Below are 18,550 nucleotides of genomic sequence, written 5' to 3' on the forward strand. Positions count from 1 at the left end.
AGCCGCATGACTAGAGCGGGATTTTACTTAAGCCGCTTGTTTATGAAAGACGAAGTTGTTAGCTTCTATACTGACGACAATATCCATAGCCGAAATATGCTCATATGCCGTGATCAGCTTCTCATACTTTCGACATCTTAAGCTAAACACCAAATGCATCACTGGGATACTCCCAGCCTTCTCGGCTACATGTGAGGGAGCACTGTCTGGCATCATTTTGAGATTCGTCACCTGTATACCCTGTTCCCCAAAGCGAGAGGTCAGGGAACTCAGGAAGCCAGGTTGTTCATTAATCATAATTTCCACTTCATGTGTACGACGGTGCCTAAGGATGTGTTTCTCCAATTTATTCAAGACGTACAGACTGATGAGTACTAAACATGTACAGACTATCGCTCCGGTAATAAAACCTGCACCGACGCTTAGACCAATTGCGGCGACCAGCCACACGGATGCGGCGGTCGTCAATCCTTTAATAACACTGCCATTTCGTAATATGGCGCCAGCACCCAGAAAACCAATACCGCTGACAACCTGTGCAGCCAACCGAGAGGGATCTATACGGACATTTGGTTCATTCACAAAATCGGAAAATCCGTACACCGACAGCAGCATGATGGTCGCGGAACCTAAACAGACTAAAATGTGCGTTCGAAAGCCCGCCGCATGATTGTTCCATTCCCGCTCAAGACCGATCAAACCACCTAGGACGACCGCCAATACCATTCGAATGATGAGATCCAAGTGACTGATTTGCCATACACTACTCGCAGCAATTACCATTGCGTAACCTCAATCGGTTCTGCGAGCCATTGGTTCAACTTCACAACTTCTGAACCTGCAAGCATCATAATGCCAACCCCATGATTGTCATTCTTGACGGTAAGCAGATCCTTCTTATAATAATCTGCCGTAAACGCATACCTAGAACCGCTGCATACACCGTGCACGTTCCCTTGCGCATCGATTGCGATTCTGGTCAGACCGTCCCACGCCTTCAATGCCGCTCCAATGAACCGCTGCGGCTCCTTGAGCCAGCCAAAACGTACACCTCGCGCAAATGCATAGGCGAACATCGCTGTACACGAAGCTTCTTCATAAGCATCTGGATCGTTTAACACTTGATGCCAAAGGCCGCTATCTGCTTGAAGATCTGCATAACCCCCGCACAGATCATTAAAGAAGTCGATTAGCTCTGGCCGCGCTTCATGCGTAGCTGGCAATGCTTCCAACACCTCTGTCAACGAGAAGAGTGTCCACCCATTGCCACGCCCCCAAGGTATTCCCGTTGGCATGCCATATTTAAAGTCGAATACGTGCGACATAATGCGTTCTTCCGGCATATACAAATACTTGCGAAATAGCAGAAACTGCTTCGCCGCTTCATCAAGCGCTTCACTAATTCCAGTTATTTTCGCATAGCGGCACAGGAACGGTGTGCTCATGTAGAGATCATCAGCCCACATCGTATTTTCCGAATATTCATCCTGACATATCCGATAAAAAGCGCCATCTTCCTTGCGTTCCAAGCCATGCTGGATGAAATGTGCAATACGATCCGCAATGACCATGAATCCTTGATCCTTCTCTTCCTGATACGCCTCTAGCATCGCAGAGCCGAATGAGCCACAGTTATCCAGCATTTTCATCATAACCAATTGTTGATTGATCGCTGGGAAGCCATACTGCTCACGATCCCATAGGGAATACGCGAACATATCGGTACAGCTTTGAACATGATCCAGTGCATATTGGGTAATGTCAGAACGCTCTAATAAACGGCCTGTTTGCAACAGTCCATAAATCGTAACGCCGAGCGGGTAATCCCAACGCGCATAATTCGTTACATTGCCAACTGTCCATTTATTGCTCAGCATGGCATTCTCATAGTAAGGACGAATCCACGTGTCGGGACGATCCAAGCGCCAGTAGGTCTTCGCTTCGGAATTGATGTCCATCGCATACACGCGATCTGTTCGCACCAAATCTTCGTATGTTAAGGAAACATTGGCGTCCAGAGGTCCTAGGTACAACCAAGGATCTGCTGAGCCATGTACTTGCAACGGCGCGCTTAATGTGACAGCCTCGCCTCCGAATTGCGCCTGTAACATATAGCCCCACGTGATATCTTCGCAAACACTCCGGATTACAAGATCATGTTGACCATAGGATAGCGGAACCTCTACCTGAAAACTGCCTTCTTCTGCATGCTCAAGAATCTGCTTGCCATCCAGCCACATGGTTAGTGAACCCGCTGCATGCCCACGCAGTAAGACAGCTTCTTGCTGGGCGCTAACCTTGTTCAGCTTCGTCCACGCATAAGCCTGCTTACCTGGCTGGATACCATATAGTCGCTCGCAGGCAGGTTTCGAGTTCTCAACCTCGTTCCACTCTAAGGTCGGCAGCCAACTCAAACCGTTATTCGTCTCTGAGGACATCGCATCTGGTAAGGAACGCCCCTCGAAAATATCGATGTCAACTGGCTTAGAAAATACCCAACCCGCTTGTCCTTGACGTTCTGTAAACGGCGCTAGCACATTCAGAATGCGAACCTTGGCTTCATCGGAACCGAATAAGCAGCCGAAACCAGCGGCGGTATGATTCGCTTTGATGAAGAGACGATTCCAGCCTTTCACGAAGTCCACATTTAACTTCACAGTGGCATCCTGCTTGATCTCGTCAATGACATTGGAACGATACGTCAATTCATCGTTGAAATAAAACTGAATCGGACCCAAGCAATTGAGTAATACATCCAAATTACGTTCGCCATCGCTCCACACTAAGGCATACGCATACGAAAATTGACCAGGCTTTGCCTCAGGAAATCTGCGACCCAAATCGAGATCAAACATCCCTTTTCCATTTTGCAGAATACCTGCTCGGCTAAAAGCTCGAAACGCAAAAGGTACAGGAGGATTAGCACCAATGTAGCGATCAGCAAGTACTTTCAATGTTCGTTTATCGTCATTCCCTAAACGGGTTTGTATACTCTCTTGTTCATTAAAATAGATCGTCATAACAAACTTCCTTTCTACAGTAGACGGATCTTGAATGTCCGATCATAAGGTGTAACCAAGTTGACATGAACATATTGACATCCGGATGGATGCTGATCTTCACGAACGATTGGCAGGAAATGTTCATAGGCGCCAGATGAAATTTCCATAACATCCCCTTCGACCTCATACTTCATTGCACCGCTTTTGAGGAAGAACTTGCCTTCTTCACCTGCGAGCAAATCATCGCCATGAATCGTACCCTCGTTACCAAAAATGAAGGTCAACTGCGTAAAGACATCTTCACGCTCGTCTGAAGATACGCGGATTGTCCATTCGGAATCTCCAGATTGCATGATTTCCGCTTGCAGCGCGAGCTTCTGAAGATGAGTCATAGGGCGATGCTGATGCGGCAGCAAATACCAAGGGCTGAGCGTCGAGCCTTCCAATGACTCAGGCAGCAAATGACGCGGGATAGGGCCGTTGTAACCTTTTTCCAGGACCGTTTCAAGCTTATATACGCCTTCATTCGCTGTCAGATCCGCGAACTTCACAATGCCTGGCGAGAACGAAGTTGACAGTTTAATACCCAGCAGCCTTGCTTTCCCGTGACGAAGAGAGAAGAAAGACGGCGTCTGCGACATGATCGTTACACTTTGATCCAGGTCACGGATACGAACCAGCGGAGCTCCGAAAGTGAGGTGCATACTGCTATGCTGGATTTGCATGTGATGCCCTACTGCATCAATTTGTTGCAAATGTTCCTTGATCGGATGCTGTGCATTTAATACTTTCACATAACGATCAAGCAGCGGTGCTCGTTCCAACTGAGAAATATCCGCTTCCGGGTACACAAGCATATTCATCAGAGGATGGTTGTTCACGCCTTCATGGAAGCCTGTGATGAAGGATCCTGCATAATCGGCCATAGCGGCAAATATAGGGTCCTTATCATGCGCCGCCATTAAGCGGTAAACCGGAAAGTAGTTCGCCATAGTAGCCGTCTGACCGAAATCTTGTCGACCTGAGTAATCCGTGACAACTTCGCCTGACGGGTGAATTAAGTACATCATCATACGTAGATTGCTACGTACACATTCGAGTAATTCAGGACGGTTCATCAAACGACCCGTATGATAGAGCGCTATATCGCTAACCGCGTTGTAAATCCCATTGCTGCGCTCTGTCCATTCACCATCCTCGGTAATGTCCAAGCCTTCAGCCAGCCAGTCTTCCGCTCGTGCCAAAAGCTCAGGCAGCGGAAAAATCTCATACAGTAAACAAAGTGCAGCGGTAATGACCCAACGATGATTCGGTGTATGACAACCGCCAGTCAACATGGCTGGAATCGTGCGCTCTAGGAATAGTTTCAGCTTATCTGCAACAGGAGCCACTTCTGCCCAGTCATGTTTGTTAAGCAGTTGGTATATCTGTGTGACACCACCTATTACGAACGCCGTATCAGGAGGAGAATTATAATTCGTTGAACCCAGTGAAATCGTACCGTCTGCGTGCTGTCTGTTCAGCATGAAAGCAACAGCTTTCTCCAACGCGTTCAAAAGAAAGTTATCATGATAGTAACGAGAATCTGGATTTACTAAAGCAGACGTCCACCCAGCGATCATACGCGGCGTGCTCATGTGATTAGCTCGGGCAATGCCCGTTTCATCCTGAATGCCACCGTAATATTTGGATTGAGGATCAAGAATTTGCTTTAAGAGTGTAGCTTCGGTCAGTTCATCATTCAGGGTTACTAAGCGATTATAAATAGCGTCCACGTAGGTCACCTACCCTTTCATAGCTGCAATTTTACTGGTGATGAGGTTGTGACTTTCATGAATCTCATTAGGCTCACACAGCGCTTTCAGCTCATATACTTTAACTTTGGCATAATCAATGGCTTCAAGGAAATGATCGAAATAGTGCAAATCTTTACTGTGAACATAAGGACACCAGTGGTCGGCAAGTTCCAGCGTTTCATGGATATGAACACCATAGATATATTTCTTCACTTCTTGCAGTTCTTTGAGATTATCGTACAGACCCATTCTATCCATCATCATCGCGTGGCCGATATCGTACCATAAGTACACTGGGCTGCCTGCCAGGTTTTCGCAGATCGTCTTGGCTTCCATCAAGGAAGGCATCTGATACGATCTGGAGCGAGTTTCAATTCCGATAGCGACATTCCAGCCTTTTTTGGCTGCATGCTCGCTTACTATCTCCAAGCTTTCTTGAATCCTTTGTGTATACAGCGGGCTCAAGCGATCCCGTCTTTCGATCATGACACTCCAAAGTTTCTGATACTCCGGAGAATCCTTTCCGTGATCTCTATAGAGCTTCTTCAAATCTATATCAATGTTATAGTCAAAAGGTACTTCACCTGGATGTACGACCACGGCTTTGGCTCCATAGCGGTTTGCATATTCCATAGACCTGATGAGCAGCTCCACGGAACGCTTACGCTTCGCTTCATCATCGAAGCCCAACATGACGGAGTCCGTATCATAATCCTTATCATTGATGAATGGAAAAACGTTGTGCACGCTGGAGACGCCGATTTCGCCTTTCTCAATCATGGGCTCAATCGTTGTCATCATCTCTTCAGTCACATTATAGTTAAGCTCGACATTGCGAAAGCCAAGCTCTTTAATTTCCTCAATCATACCCCGTCCTACGGTATGCTTCTTGATATTCCAACAAGTTGAAAAGGAATACTCCCCTTTATCGATCATGTCTCTTCCTCCTAAAAGTTTTTCGCTAGAAAAACTCGCATCGTAAGCATAAGCTATGTTCTACATGTATGAAAGAAAGGTCAGAATTCCCTTACTTCATTGAAGGGGATGCTCTGGCCTTTCCTTGGGGAAACTGTGTTATTCTGAAAGGTCAATCAGTTTAATAGCAGCACCATAACGTGCTGAAAGGGTCGATGCTTCCATCAATTGAGTTAAATCAAAGGCGAGCTCAATGTTCTCTGTGGCAGTCGTTCCATGCTGAATATGGGATACCCATTGCTCGAAGGCAGACGGCAGTTTAGGTAAATCAGTTACGACTTGCCAGCCTGTTGCCGCTTCACCTGTCATTTTGGAACTGCGAATGCGTAATTTATCATCCGTTCGGGAATACATAAGGTTACCCTCTGTTCCCTGGACTTCAATATCAAACTGTGAATAGCTGTTCACAAAACCAGCTTCAACAATACCTAATGCACCGTTAGGATAACGCAAAGTAGCCACTGCACTATCTTCAACCTCACGCCCAGTTATATAGCCGAAGCTGGCACTAACACTTTCCGGTAAGCCGAGAAATAACCGGGCCAAGTACATTGGATGACAACCTAGATCCATGAGGGCTCCTCCACCGGTTTGTTCTAAGTTAAAGAAGTGGGATGGGAGTGCACCATCTGGATTTTTCTCTGTTCGCAGCGCTCCATTATGAGCAAGTCGAATACGAACCGTTGTTAAAGTGCCCAGATAACCTTCACGGATATAAGTTAGCGCTGCTTGTGTAAAGCCCATGTACAGACGCGGTAAAGATACCGTTAGCTTGACTCCTGTTTCCTCAACGACGGCAAGTATTTCCCGGCATTCTTTCGTGGTGGTAGCCACGACTTTTTCCGTGAATATATGCTTACCCGCTTTAGCAGCTGCAATAATAACTTCATGGTGTCTATTCGTCGGTGTACCCACGATAACAGCATCAATTTCAGGATTGCTCAAAAGCGCATCTAAGTTTGCGTAAAAGATGACCCCGAGTTCCTCGGCCTTTTCTCGTCCTCGTTGCTGGTCTTCATCCCAAACCGCTACAATTTCGGTCTCTGCGTGTTCGGCAGCTAGACGTGCATAATCTTTGGCATGGACGTGCCAAAAGCTCAACATCGCTACTTTAATCATGATTCAACTGCCTCTTTTCATAGGAATTAGTCGAAATAGACAGCTTTACCGGTTCTATTCGATTCATAAATAGCTTCAAGAATTTCCGAAACGACACAGGATTGTTCTGGTGTTACGACTGGCTCTGTATCATTGATAATGGCATTGATCCACAAACGAATTTCTTTATCTTGCATCGTTTCTTTCTTACCTTCGTAGAAATCAGCGCCTTTCGCCTCAAACTGCATTTGATTCACATAGAGGCGGCTATGCTTTTCGCCATTAATGCGTAAGCCATCCTGCATATCGGCTCCGCCTTCGGTACCGCAAAGCGTCGTTTTCGCTTCTTTGGTATCCAGGGTATTCAGTGCCCAGCTCGCTTCCACCATAATCGTTGCGCCATTCTTCATGACGATCATGGCAAAGGCGGAGTCTTCCACTTTAAATTTCGCTGGATCCCAAGGACCCCAAGAGTTTGCCGCATTTTCCTTACGTGAAAGTTTATGATAAGCGGTGCCGAGCACCACCTTAGGTTCATAGTTATTCATTAACCATAGCGTTAGATCGAGCGCATGTGTACCAATATCGATCAGCGGCCCGCCGCCTTGTTTCTCTTCATCCAAGAAAACTCCCCATGTGGGAACGCCACGTCTGCGAATAGCGTGCGCTTTTGCAAAATAAATTTCACCTAAATCGCCATCTTCAATAACTCGTTTCAAATGTTGACTGTCTGCACGGAAACGATTGTTATAGCCAATCGTTAGTTTCTTACCTGTACGTTTTGCTACTTCTACCATACGGCGTGCATCTGCCGCTGTTTTGGCCATCGGTTTTTCACACATCACATGCTTGCCTGCTTCCAAAGCAGCAATTGAGATTTCTGCATGTGTATCATTAGGTGTACAAACGTGAACGACATCAATTGTTGGATCTGCGAGTAATTCGCGGTAATCGTCATATACCTTGGCTCCAGGTGCGCCAAACTTCTCTGCTGCTTTATGTGCACTTGCAGGAAAAATATCAAAAAAACCGATAATTTCGACTTGCTCAATTTTGCTCAAACTAGGCAAATGTTTCCCTGTTGCAATTCCGCCACATCCGATGATGGCTACTTTTACTTTGTTCACTGTAAGTTCCTCCCATGATGTAAAGCTATTATCTACGTATTTAAAGAAGATGCTGGATGTCGATGAGCTACCTGCATACGCAGGCAACCGTAATCGATATCCAGCTTCTCAAAGGTACTATTACTTCACAAACTCCATTTGTTGTTTTACGATTTCTTTCGCATCTTTAGCTAGGAAAGCTGTATTTTTATTCTCTGCATACCATTTGTTCATGAAATCTTCAAGCTGTTTGCCGTTTGCTTTATCCCAAGCCGCTTTTGCGTCGGTAACTGCTTGCTCTGGCGTGTATTTAGCACCGCTAAGGATGGCTTTAACGAAGAGATCATTCTTCTCTTTAAGAATTGTTGTATTAATGACTTGAAGATCAGCAGGATACACTGGCATATGATCCCCTAGCGTAATCCCTGGATACTCTCTTGCTGGATCGAAGTAAATCTGTTGGACAACTTTATACATTTCCATGTTAATCTTATCATCAGGCTTCACATCAGGATTACTAATCCCACTCAAGGTATAGTTACATTTGTCTACTCCTGATGAGAAGAACATTGCATAGTCTAGTGCGTAAGAAACCTCATTTTTCGACTTATCTGCATTTATGACTTGCGGGCAACCGTTTGCTGCTTTCTTCCAGTGAGTTCCTTCTTCTCCGAAGATCATTTTCCGAGCATTGTCCGGCTTCATCATAAAGTCAAGATAGCGACCAACTGCTTCTGGATCCTTCGCTTTTGCGTTCACAACAGTTGTCATCTGAATCGGATTATCGATGGCGCCAGTGAATGTTCCCATCGGTGATTTTGGATAGCCTAATGGAGCAATTTCCACTCCTGGTACATTTTTCTTCAATGTAGGTAAGTCTAGACCACCGATACTGCCAGAAAATTGGACATAAATTCCGATTTTACCATTAAGAAAGTCCTGTTTCGCCTTATTGCCGTCTTTATCATTGATATAGTCTTTATCGATAATGCCACCATCATAAAGTTTCTTCTTAAACGTGAGGGACGCCTGTTCTTTGTCCCACGCACGGACAACTTTGCCGTCCTTAATATCCCAAGCCAGCAAAGTTAATGAAGAACTTTCGCCGAATATCTCATTAATGGCTTGCTCCGAATACGTACTCATATTCATGCCGTACGTATCTTTCTTGCCATTGCCATCCGGATCTTGTTCTACAAACGCTTTCGCCACATTATATAATTCGTCCGTTGTTGTCGGCATATTTAGATTCAGCTTTTTCAACCAATCGGTACGAATGTAAAGTACATGCGCAGGGGTCGCTTCTTTTACCTTACCAATCTCGTAAAGCTTGCCATCTGGTTTTGTTCCCACTTTTTTCAATTGCGGATATTGGGTCAATAATTTCTGGTATTCAGGCATATATTTCAAGATGTTGTCAATCGGCATTAATTGTTTTTGATCGTACAAACTGCCTCTAAACGGAGTATTATACTCATTGATAATATCCGGAGCGGAACCGGAAGCAAACAGAACGTTCATTTTTTTCGTAGAATCGCTTCGAAGAATTGGGACGAACTTCACATTCTCTGGTCCACTTTGGTTAATGAACTTGGTCCAACGATTCTCTTCATAAGTGCCTTCCGAAGCCGGTACGCCTCCACGATCATAGATGGAGACCGAAACTTCTCCGCGTTTAGCTGGTGCTTCAGCGGCAGGCTTTGTTGATGATGATGCTACTTCTTTCTTGTCGTTGCTGCAACCAACTAATGTTGCACCTAATGCGACTACGCCTACTGACATTCCAAGCACGAGTTTCTTGTTTTTCATGTGCATTTTCCCCCTACAAATTTTATAATAACGTTTTGAAAAACGGGAACACCTGTTTCATTACCCTTTAACCGAGCCTAGCATAACGCCCTTGACAAAATATTTTTGCAAGAATGGATATACTACCAGCATTGGTACAACCATGACAACAACACCGACAGCTTTCACCATCTCCGTTGCAACGGATGCTTGTTCCTCCAAATTAAGCGTAGGAGAGTTCAACAAATCATTCTTCGACAGCATCCCTTGGACAACAACAGTTAAGTTCATCATCTCACTTTTATTGATGTACATGAGAACGTTCATAAACGAATTCCAGAAGCCAATCCCATAGAACAAAGCGAGCGTAGCCAACATCGGAAGCGATAGAGGCAAGATGATACGAATAAGTAGCGAAGTATCGTTACATCCATCAATCCGTGCAGCTTCCTGCACTTCATATGGGATATTCTCGAAATAACTTTTCATAAGAAGCATGTTGTAAGTACTGATGAATCCGGAAAGCCATAAAGCCCAGTAGGAGTCAATTAGGTGCATGTTCTTAATCACGAGATATGTGGGAATCAACCCTCCCGAGAACAGCATGGTGAACACCATGCCCAGAACCAGATAGCGTCTACCTATCAAATAAGATCTTGATAACGGATACGCAGCTAATATGGTACCTAATAAACTTAACCCCACACCAACCACCGTGATGATCACACTATTTTTAAAAGCACTCCAAGCCGGGCTGGCGAGGAAGAAAATTTTATATGCTGTTAGCTCTAATCCCACAGGCCAGAAGAAGACATGACCCGATTCAACTGCCGATCGCTCACTTAGCGACAGGGCTATGATATGAATAAATGGCAGAACGCAAGTTAAGGCGATTAATCCGAGTACTAAATAATTGATTGCATAAAATATTTTTTCTCCGTTTGTCGCTTTCATACAAATCCTCCTTCCACCGATGTTGAACTTGATGTATACATGATTCTAGAAGAGAGCTTGATCGAATTTCTTCGCGATCCGATTAGCTATAAGTACTAGACTACAACTAATGATAGATTCAAAAAATCCCATTGCTGTTGTTAAACTAAACTGTGCATTGCCCAAACCAATTTTATAAATATAAGTACTTATAACTTCCGACACATCCGAAACCCCAGCGTTCTGTAGGTTATATACTTGGTCAAATCCTACTTCCATAATCTTACCCATCGCTAAGATGAGCAATAAGATGATCGTGTGCCGAATGCCTGGAATCGTTACGTGCCACATTTGCCGCCACTTTGCAGCCCCATCCATGGCAGCCGATTCGTAAAGCGAGGGGTCAATGGTCGTTAGTGCTGCTAAGTAAATGATGGTGCTGAATCCCATTTCTTTCCAAATTCCCGATCCCACGAAAATGGCTAACCATGATTGGGACTCGTAGAGGAAGTTAATTGGTTCAATACCGAATAAGGCAAGCACCTTATTAATCGAACCGTAATCCGTTGCGAATAGAGATAAGACAATTCCGGAAACAATAACCCAAGAAAAAAAATGAGGGAGATAAACGATCGTTTGTACCCATCGTTTAAACCAAGATTTCCTAACCTCATTCAGCAAAATAGCAAGGAATATCGGCATTGGGAATCCAAAGATCAAACTCAGAAAACTCAACCAAAACGTATTCCACATAATTTGGAGCGTATTGGAGCTAGAGAATAAAATCTTGAAGTTCTTCAGTCCCACCCAAGGACTGTTTAAAATTCCGTCTGCGAAGTTATAGTTTTTGAAAGCGATAACAAGTCCGCCCATAGGCCAGTATTTGAATAGAATATAGTAAGCAATTACAGGAACCAGCATGATAAACAAAGGAATGTTCTGTTTCAGCCTTCTTCGTCGTTTTAATCGCAAGGCATCTAGTTCGCTTTTGTTAAGCTGGATGTCAGGAGTTTTAATAATATTCCCATTCATGTTTGCTTCACTCCTCACTTCAATGATATAAACCTATAATATAAGTTTTCATAGGAAAAACCCTTAAAATATTATAGAAGAAACTATAAATTCATTGGGTTATTACTAACTGATTTTCCCACATAAAAGTCTCACAAACCTGCTTTAGAATTTGTCCTCGCGCTGCCAAGCGCACAAAAGGCGAACTCCCCCGATACCTCTTAGGGGAGTTCGCCTTTACCTCAAGCATGTAAACCTCAGACAAACTGCTTTAATAATAGTAACTATTCTCAATCGTTGGAACCCGATTGGGGTACGATCTTGTACCTAGATCCAGCAAATGTTGCGAACGTAATGCAACCTGAGTGTTCCAATGAATTAATAGTAACTTGTCGGCCGTCCTCATCCAAAACCTGCACCGGCATTTGAGAATAAACCGTACACAGTTCGCCGTTCAAAGAAACGATCCCCGCTTCGCTCAGACTGCCGCTGTCCCACCGCAGACTGACCGTGAACCCTCCGCGCGCTCGCAACCCGGTCACAGTGCCGGAAGTCCACGTTTCGGGAAGCGCTGGCAGCAAGTGCAGAAACCCTTTATGCGACTGCAGCAGCAATTCCGATATGCTGGCTGTAGCGGCAAAATTGCCGTCGATTTGGAAAGGCGGGTGCGCACCAAACATATTAGCGTAAACGCCGCCCTTCTGCGGTCTCCAGTTGTCCGTCTTCACGAGTTGCAACATGTTGGAGATTAGCCGAAGCGCGCGATCGCCGTCTTGGAGACGGGCCCATAATCCTATTTTCCAGCCGAGACTCCAGCCCGTCCCCTCGTCCCCGCGCCGCTCTAAAGTCGTTCGCGCCGCCGCTAACAAATCAGGCGTGACCTCCTCATTAATTTGGCGGCCCGGATACACCCCGAACAAATGAGAGACGTGACGGTGATTCAAGTCCTCTTCCTCGAAATCCCGATACCATTCCTGAAGCTGGCCGTGTCGTCCAATTTGCAGAGGGAGCAGCCTACTTCTCGCCAACTTGAGCTCGGACCTGAAAGCCTCATCTACACGAAGAATTTCAGCCGCTTCGAGGCAATTCGTAAACAAATCCCAGATCAATGATAAGTCCATCGTCGATGCTGCGCTTACAGAAGCTTTCTTACCGTCGCTAGCGACAAATTTATGTTCCGGCGACGTGGAAGGGGCTGTGACAAGATATCCATCCTGATCCTGAATCAGCCAATCCAAACAAAACAGAGCGGCTTCCTTCATGATCGGATACGCCTTCTCGCTAAGATACGCCTTATCTCTGCCAAACGCGTAATGTTCCCACAGATGCTGGCAAAGCCAGACGCCGCCCATTGGCCAGTATGCCCAAACCGGGTCGCCGTGTCCATAATCGCCTACGGGTGCGCTTTGAGCCCAAATGTCTGAGTTGTGATGCGCCGTCCATCCGCGAGCACCGTAATTGATCTCCGCGGTCATCTTTCCATTAACTGACAAATTTTCGATAAATTCGATCAGCGGCTGATGGCATTCAGGTAGATTGCAGGTTTCTGCGAGCCAATAGTTCATCTCGGTATTGATGTTCAATGTATAATTGCTGCTCCACGGTGGCCGTGTCTCTTTATTCCAAATCCCCTGCAGGTTAGCTGGCTGCGTACCCTCGCGTGAGCTGGCGATCATCAAATACCGGCCATACTGAAATAATAGTTCTACTAAGCCCGGATCCTGAGCACCAAACTCAGAAATCCGTTTATCTGTCGGCAGATCTGCAGGGCTGATGGTCTTCCCCAGATGAATGCTGACTCTATCGAACAAGCTGCGATAGTCGTTGACATGATCATCGCGAAGCTCGCGATAAGAATGCTGCATCGCCTCTGCTAGGTAAGCTTTCGTGATCGCTCCCGGATCCTTGCCCTCTCTGCCTGGAGAACGATTAAAGCCATTAAAGCTCGTAGCCGCACTGAAGTAAAGCGTCACACTCGTGGCTCCACGAACATGCAAACCGGCTTGGTCTGCATGCATATAACCGTCGTCCGAAACAACCGCGATCCGACCTTCGAAAGACATCGCCTCTCCGTCCTCTTGATCTTCGTATACAATCGGTTGGTCAACACGATAATAGCTTGGCGCCACCTGCACCGGCGCCTTTCCACGAATGATCCATTGACCGTTCTCATGGACCATACTAACACGCAGTTGGCTATCCAGACGCGCGGTAAAATTTAGCGATCCGACTTGACTGGAATGCAGACGCACAGCGATAACCTGACTGGGATAGGAAGCGAACATCTCTCGCGTGTACAAAACATTACCGACCTGGTACTCGACGCGGGTTACCCCTTCCTGCAAATCCAGCTCTCGGCGATACGAATGCGCGATGTCCCCATGCTCAAATACAATGGAGAGATCGCCTAACGGCAAATATGATTGCGTGTATGGCCCCAACATCTCCTTACACATTCGGTCGGCATCCGCATATCTGCCTTCCTCCAAGAGACGACGCACCTCCGGCAGCACTTCTTTGGCACGAGGGTTATTCCAATTTTTCGGCCCCCCCGACCAGAGCGTATCTTCATTTAGTTGAATTTTTTCTACTTCGATTCCGCCGAAAATCATGGCACCAATTCGACCGTTGCCAATTGGTAGCGCATCAGTCCATTCCTTTGCCGGACTTTGATATAAAAGCCTCATTTCGCCTCAACCCTTCAATTACTTTTTTATTAATAAAATTTACTCCTCATGATTTACCTACCTATTGTAAAATGCGGAAATGCGAATGGATATGTCTATTAATACGATGTATTTGCACAATATTAAGCTATTTTCATGATGGAGAATAGTAACAAATTTTTGAGGGATACAATCAGCATCCAATTCAGTGGAAACATAAATATGAGTGGCAGGGACTAACGTTTTCGGAAACGTAATCCTAAACTTTCTAATTATAAGATAAAAAACTGCCTCCCCAAAAGGGAAGCAGTCTTCGCTTCAATAAACATCACCTTGCCGGAGCAGCTGTGGATTGCCTGATGACGAGTTCCGGGCGCATCACGATGCGTTGCTTGGCTTGCGATTTCTTCTTCAGCTCCAGAATAAGCAGATCAACTACTTGCTTACCCATAGGCTCAATCGGCTGTGCGATAGTTGTTAGCGGTGGATCTGTCACAGAAGCTAGAATTGTATTATCGAATCCTATGACAGATATATCCTCGGGAACACGAAGCTTTAATTGCTTCGCAGCCTGCAAGGCGCCAATCGCGAGCATATCATTACAACAGAAAAGTGCTGTAGGTCTTTCGGCAACAGGCTTCTCAAGAAGTTCAATTGCTTCACGTTTACCGTCCTCAACCGTGTATCGACAATGACGCACTCGTGCTTCAGGCAGCTGAATATCGGCTTCCTCCAATGTGGTAATGAAGCCCCTGACCCGTTCACGGCTACTGGTAACTTTGGCGTGCTCCGCAAGTATCGCCATCCGTGTATGACCTAACTCCAATAGATGCTTAGCGGCTAGTGTGCCTCCAACAAAATCGTCTACAACGACGGTATGCACAGCGAAATCCGGCATCTCTCTGGCAATCATGACAACGGGAATCGCACGCTCCATGAGTGGAGTGAACATATCCTTATTGTCCATCCCCGTACCGATAATCATGCCGTCCACACTTTTCTGTTGGAGTAAGGACAAGTAACGTTCTACGCGTTCGTCTTTATTATCTGTGCTGCATATGACAAGACTGTATCCCAAATTGTGACCTTGATCCTCAACAGCTCTTGCGATCTCTGCAAAGAACGGATTAGATATATCAGGGACTAGCAGTCCTAGCGTATATGTCTTTTTCCCCGTAAGTGCAGAAGCGATAACACTAGGCTGATAATTGAGCTTCTCCATCACTTTCAGAATTTCAGTGCGCCGTTCTTCACTTATTTTCCCTTTACCGTTCATGACTTGGGAAACCGCCGCAATCGACACACCGGCTTCTCTTGCCACATCGTAAATGGTTGCCTTCATCCTACTACCCCATTTTTCTTGAAGAATACAGTTATTCCCCCATTATGACGGGGCTATCGGGAACTTGCAACCGACTTACTTCTCGCTTGGCTTGGTCATGATCCAAGCATGGTCTGGATCATTATGGAATTTCCATGTCCGCGTAGGTCCAGCCATGACATTCAAATAGTACACATCATAGCCCGGAGGTGCAGATACCGGATGGTAGCCGCGCGGCACTAGCACAGCTTCGCCATTTTTGACAATTAACGTCTCATCCAGTGACCGATCATCCGTGTACACTCTTTGAACGGCAAAGCCATGCTCGGGCTGAACGCGGAAATAATAGGTTTCTTCCAATAAGGATTCGTCTGGAAGCGCGTCACGATCATGCTTGTGCGGCGGATAACTGGACCAATGACCATTCGGTGTAAACACTTCAACAACTAGCAGGCTATCCGCTGGCTCGCTTTCAGGTAATATATTATGGATGAAACGCTCGATATTACCATAGCCGCGCGTTTCCACACCTACTTGCGCAGGAGCAATTAACCGCGTACGATGATTCCCAGCACCAGGTGCAGCGCATACAGCGATCTCTAGGGGGGTAACAGCAGTCACTTCGTAGCTATCGTTATTCGCAACATAGACAGAATAGGGAGGAATTTGCTCAAACACGCTCATGCGCTGGCCAATCCCCTGCCATTGCTCTTCTTTTGTACGAACATCGGCTTTCCCACTCAATAAAACGAGGCAAACTTCTTGATCAGCGGTATCACGTCTCAAGGTTTCTCCTTCAGCCAACCTAACAACTTCAAAACCAACATATTGCCAGCCTGCCGATTCCGGCGTCACTTGTAAGATGCTGCCTTCCGCATTCGGGGAAGTTGCCGGCGTTACAATCAATTTGGACATGGTTTCGTCCCTCCCCTTACTAGGATATTGAGGTTTGTGTAAGCAGCTCCAATGCCTCGCTCACCTTCACCGGCCGACCCAATCGGGATGATAGCTTCGCAGCTAATGCGATCCGTTCTGCTTGAACGCCGTCATCACCACTAACAGGCACACACTTATCATTCAAAATTGCATCAATGAACATTTGCGTTTCTTCAACGTAAGCCGCTTGATAGCGCTCGAGGAAGAAATGCAGAGGTTTATCACTCACAATAGAGTCAGCCGTGGAAATCACAGCTGTATTCGGATGATCATTCGCAACTACGACACTGCCCTTGGAGCCAAAAACTTCAACACGCTGGTCATAGCCATAAACAGCTTGACGGCTGTTATCAATCACACCAAGCGCGCCATTTGCGAATCGCAGCGTCACAACCGCTGTATCCACATCGCCGTGTTGGGCAAAATCCGGGTTGATCAGCACATTCCCAACCGCATAAACTTCTTCAACCTCGCTGCCTGAAACGAATCGAGCCATATCAAAATCATGAATCATCATGTCCATGAAGATGCCGCCAGAAACCTTTACATAATCGATATGAGGCGGATTCGGGTCGCGTGAAGTAATTTTAATGATGTGAGGATCGCCGATCCCCCCGCCTTGCACCACTTCTTGCACACGCTTGAAATTATGATCAAATCGACGATTAAAACCAATTTGCAGCTTCACGCCTGCTTTTTTAACTTCATCAATCGCTGATTCTGTTTTCGTTATATCCATAGAGATCGGTTTTTCGCAGAAAATATGTTTACCCGCACGCGCTGCTTGTTGAATCAAAGGCACGTGTGTATCTGTAGAAGAACAAATGAAAATGGCATCGATATCTGGATGATTAATAAGTTCGTTGCTATCTTTTGTAACCATAGCGATGTTGCGGGCAGCTGCCCATTCTTCTAATTCAGGACCTGCAAACAAATCACTCACCGCGACAATTTCAACTTGCGGCGTCCGCAATAGATTGTCTGCGTGGATTTTACCAATACGGCCTGTGCCGATAATACCGATTCTGATCTTTTTCATCCTACGTTCCCTCCCGCTTTACCTGCACTTCCGAATAACTGGATTTTGGCTCTCACTGATGCAATGATGGCTTCCCGAGCTGGAATTAAATAATTCCTAGGATCATAGGCATCTGGATGGTCATTCAAAAAAGTACGAATCGTCGCTGTACAAGCGATCTGATTGTCTGTATTTACATTGATTTTGGCTGTACCGCACGCAATCGCTTGACGAATTTCGTCATCTGGCAGACCGCTTCCCCCATGAAGCACGAGCGGCAGTCCCGTCAGTTCTCTGATTTCAGCCATCCGGTCAAAACCGAGCTTAGGCTGTCCACGATAAGGACCGTGAACTGATCCAAGCGCAGGGGCTAAGCAATCGATGCCAGTTTCCTGAACCATTTTCATACAGTCATCAGCTACCGCATACATTCCATCTGCATCATCCACAACCAGATCATCTTCACGTCCTGTGATTCGACCTAGCTCTGACTCCACGGAAACACCAAGCACATGCGCAGCTTGCGTCACTTGACGCGTAACTTCGATATTATGCTCAAGCGAATGATGAGAAGCATCGATCATCACCGAGGTAAAGCCAGCGTGAATCGCTTTGATACATACTTCATATGAGCTGCCATGGTCCAAATGAAGGGCAACTGGCACTGTAATGCCATAATGCTCGATCAATGCTTTCACCATGCCTGCGATGCAAGGCAGTCCACCCATATAGGGGATGTAAGCCTCACTAACACCAAGAATCACGGGTGCTTGTTCGAGTTGTGCCGCTTGTAAGATCGCCTGTGTGAATTCAAGATTATTCAAATTAAATTGCCCAACGGCATATTTACCTTCTAACGCCGTCTGCAGCATATCTTTCATCGAGACCAAAGCCATGAAC

At 46.0% G+C, this 18,550-nt stretch carries 14 protein-coding genes; all 14 read right to left on the reverse strand.

Annotated elements, in window-relative coordinates:
* Positions 1-27 precede the first annotated feature (27 nt).
* Complete coding sequence (locus tag AC58QC_RS01945; protein WP_497413521.1) at positions 28-783, reverse strand: MgtC/SapB family protein; 756 nt, start codon at positions 781-783, stop codon at positions 28-30.
* Positions 777-3,020: a glycoside hydrolase family 88/105 protein gene (locus AC58QC_RS01950; RefSeq protein ID WP_497413522.1), complete on the reverse strand. Its 2,244-nt coding sequence runs from the start codon at positions 3,018-3,020 to the stop codon at positions 777-779. Before AC58QC_RS01950 ends, AC58QC_RS01945 begins: the two co-directional genes overlap by 7 nt.
* Before the next feature lie 14 nt (positions 3,021-3,034).
* Positions 3,035-4,777 carry a hypothetical protein gene (locus tag AC58QC_RS01955; RefSeq protein WP_497413523.1) on the reverse strand — a complete coding sequence of 581 codons (1,743 nt, stop codon included), beginning with the start codon at positions 4,775-4,777 and terminating at the stop codon, positions 3,035-3,037.
* 9 nt (positions 4,778-4,786) lie between these two features.
* Positions 4,787-5,734 (reverse strand): sugar phosphate isomerase/epimerase family protein, encoded by a 948-nt coding sequence (locus AC58QC_RS01960; RefSeq protein ID WP_497413524.1) that lies wholly within the window; start codon positions 5,732-5,734, stop codon positions 4,787-4,789.
* A gap of 138 nt (positions 5,735-5,872) precedes the next feature.
* Positions 5,873-6,892 carry a Gfo/Idh/MocA family protein gene (locus AC58QC_RS01965; RefSeq protein WP_497413525.1) on the reverse strand — a complete coding sequence of 340 codons (1,020 nt, stop codon included), beginning with the start codon at positions 6,890-6,892 and terminating at the stop codon, positions 5,873-5,875.
* Between the two features lie 26 nt (positions 6,893-6,918).
* Complete coding sequence (locus tag AC58QC_RS01970; protein ID WP_497413526.1) at positions 6,919-7,998, reverse strand: Gfo/Idh/MocA family protein; 1,080 nt, start codon at positions 7,996-7,998, stop codon at positions 6,919-6,921.
* 120 nt (positions 7,999-8,118) lie between these two features.
* Positions 8,119-9,786, reverse strand: coding sequence for a type 2 periplasmic-binding domain-containing protein (locus AC58QC_RS01975; protein ID WP_497413527.1), 1,668 nt, complete (start codon positions 9,784-9,786; stop codon positions 8,119-8,121).
* Positions 9,787-9,846: 60 nt separating this feature from the next.
* Positions 9,847-10,719 carry a carbohydrate ABC transporter permease gene (locus AC58QC_RS01980; RefSeq protein ID WP_497413528.1) on the reverse strand — a complete coding sequence of 291 codons (873 nt, stop codon included), beginning with the start codon at positions 10,717-10,719 and terminating at the stop codon, positions 9,847-9,849.
* 45 nt (positions 10,720-10,764) lie between these two features.
* Positions 10,765-11,730: an ABC transporter permease gene (locus tag AC58QC_RS01985; protein ID WP_497413529.1), complete on the reverse strand. Its 966-nt coding sequence runs from the start codon at positions 11,728-11,730 to the stop codon at positions 10,765-10,767.
* A 269-nt stretch (positions 11,731-11,999) separates the two neighbouring features.
* The gene (locus AC58QC_RS01990; RefSeq protein WP_497413530.1) at positions 12,000-14,396 is read right to left on the reverse strand and encodes a glycoside hydrolase family 95 protein; all 2,397 of its coding nucleotides are present in this window, start codon (positions 14,394-14,396) and stop codon (positions 12,000-12,002) included.
* Between the two features lie 307 nt (positions 14,397-14,703).
* Positions 14,704-15,717 (reverse strand): LacI family DNA-binding transcriptional regulator, encoded by a 1,014-nt coding sequence (locus AC58QC_RS01995; protein ID WP_497413531.1) that lies wholly within the window; start codon positions 15,715-15,717, stop codon positions 14,704-14,706.
* 75 nt (positions 15,718-15,792) lie between these two features.
* Entirely contained in the window at positions 15,793-16,611 is an 819-nt protein-coding gene (gene iolB / locus AC58QC_RS02000) for a 5-deoxy-glucuronate isomerase (RefSeq protein WP_497413532.1), read from the reverse strand.
* A 19-nt stretch (positions 16,612-16,630) separates the two neighbouring features.
* A complete protein-coding gene (iolG, locus tag AC58QC_RS02005) occupies positions 16,631-17,671 on the reverse strand; it encodes an inositol 2-dehydrogenase (protein ID WP_497413533.1) in 1,041 nt (346 codons plus the stop codon).
* Positions 17,668-18,546, reverse strand: a complete 879-nt coding sequence (fba, locus tag AC58QC_RS02010; RefSeq protein WP_497413534.1) for a class II fructose-1,6-bisphosphate aldolase — start codon at positions 18,544-18,546, stop codon at positions 17,668-17,670. Before fba ends, iolG begins: the two co-directional genes overlap by 4 nt.
* Positions 18,547-18,550 lie beyond the last annotated feature (4 nt).

Source organism: Paenibacillus sp. J22P51 (assembly GCF_059692215.1).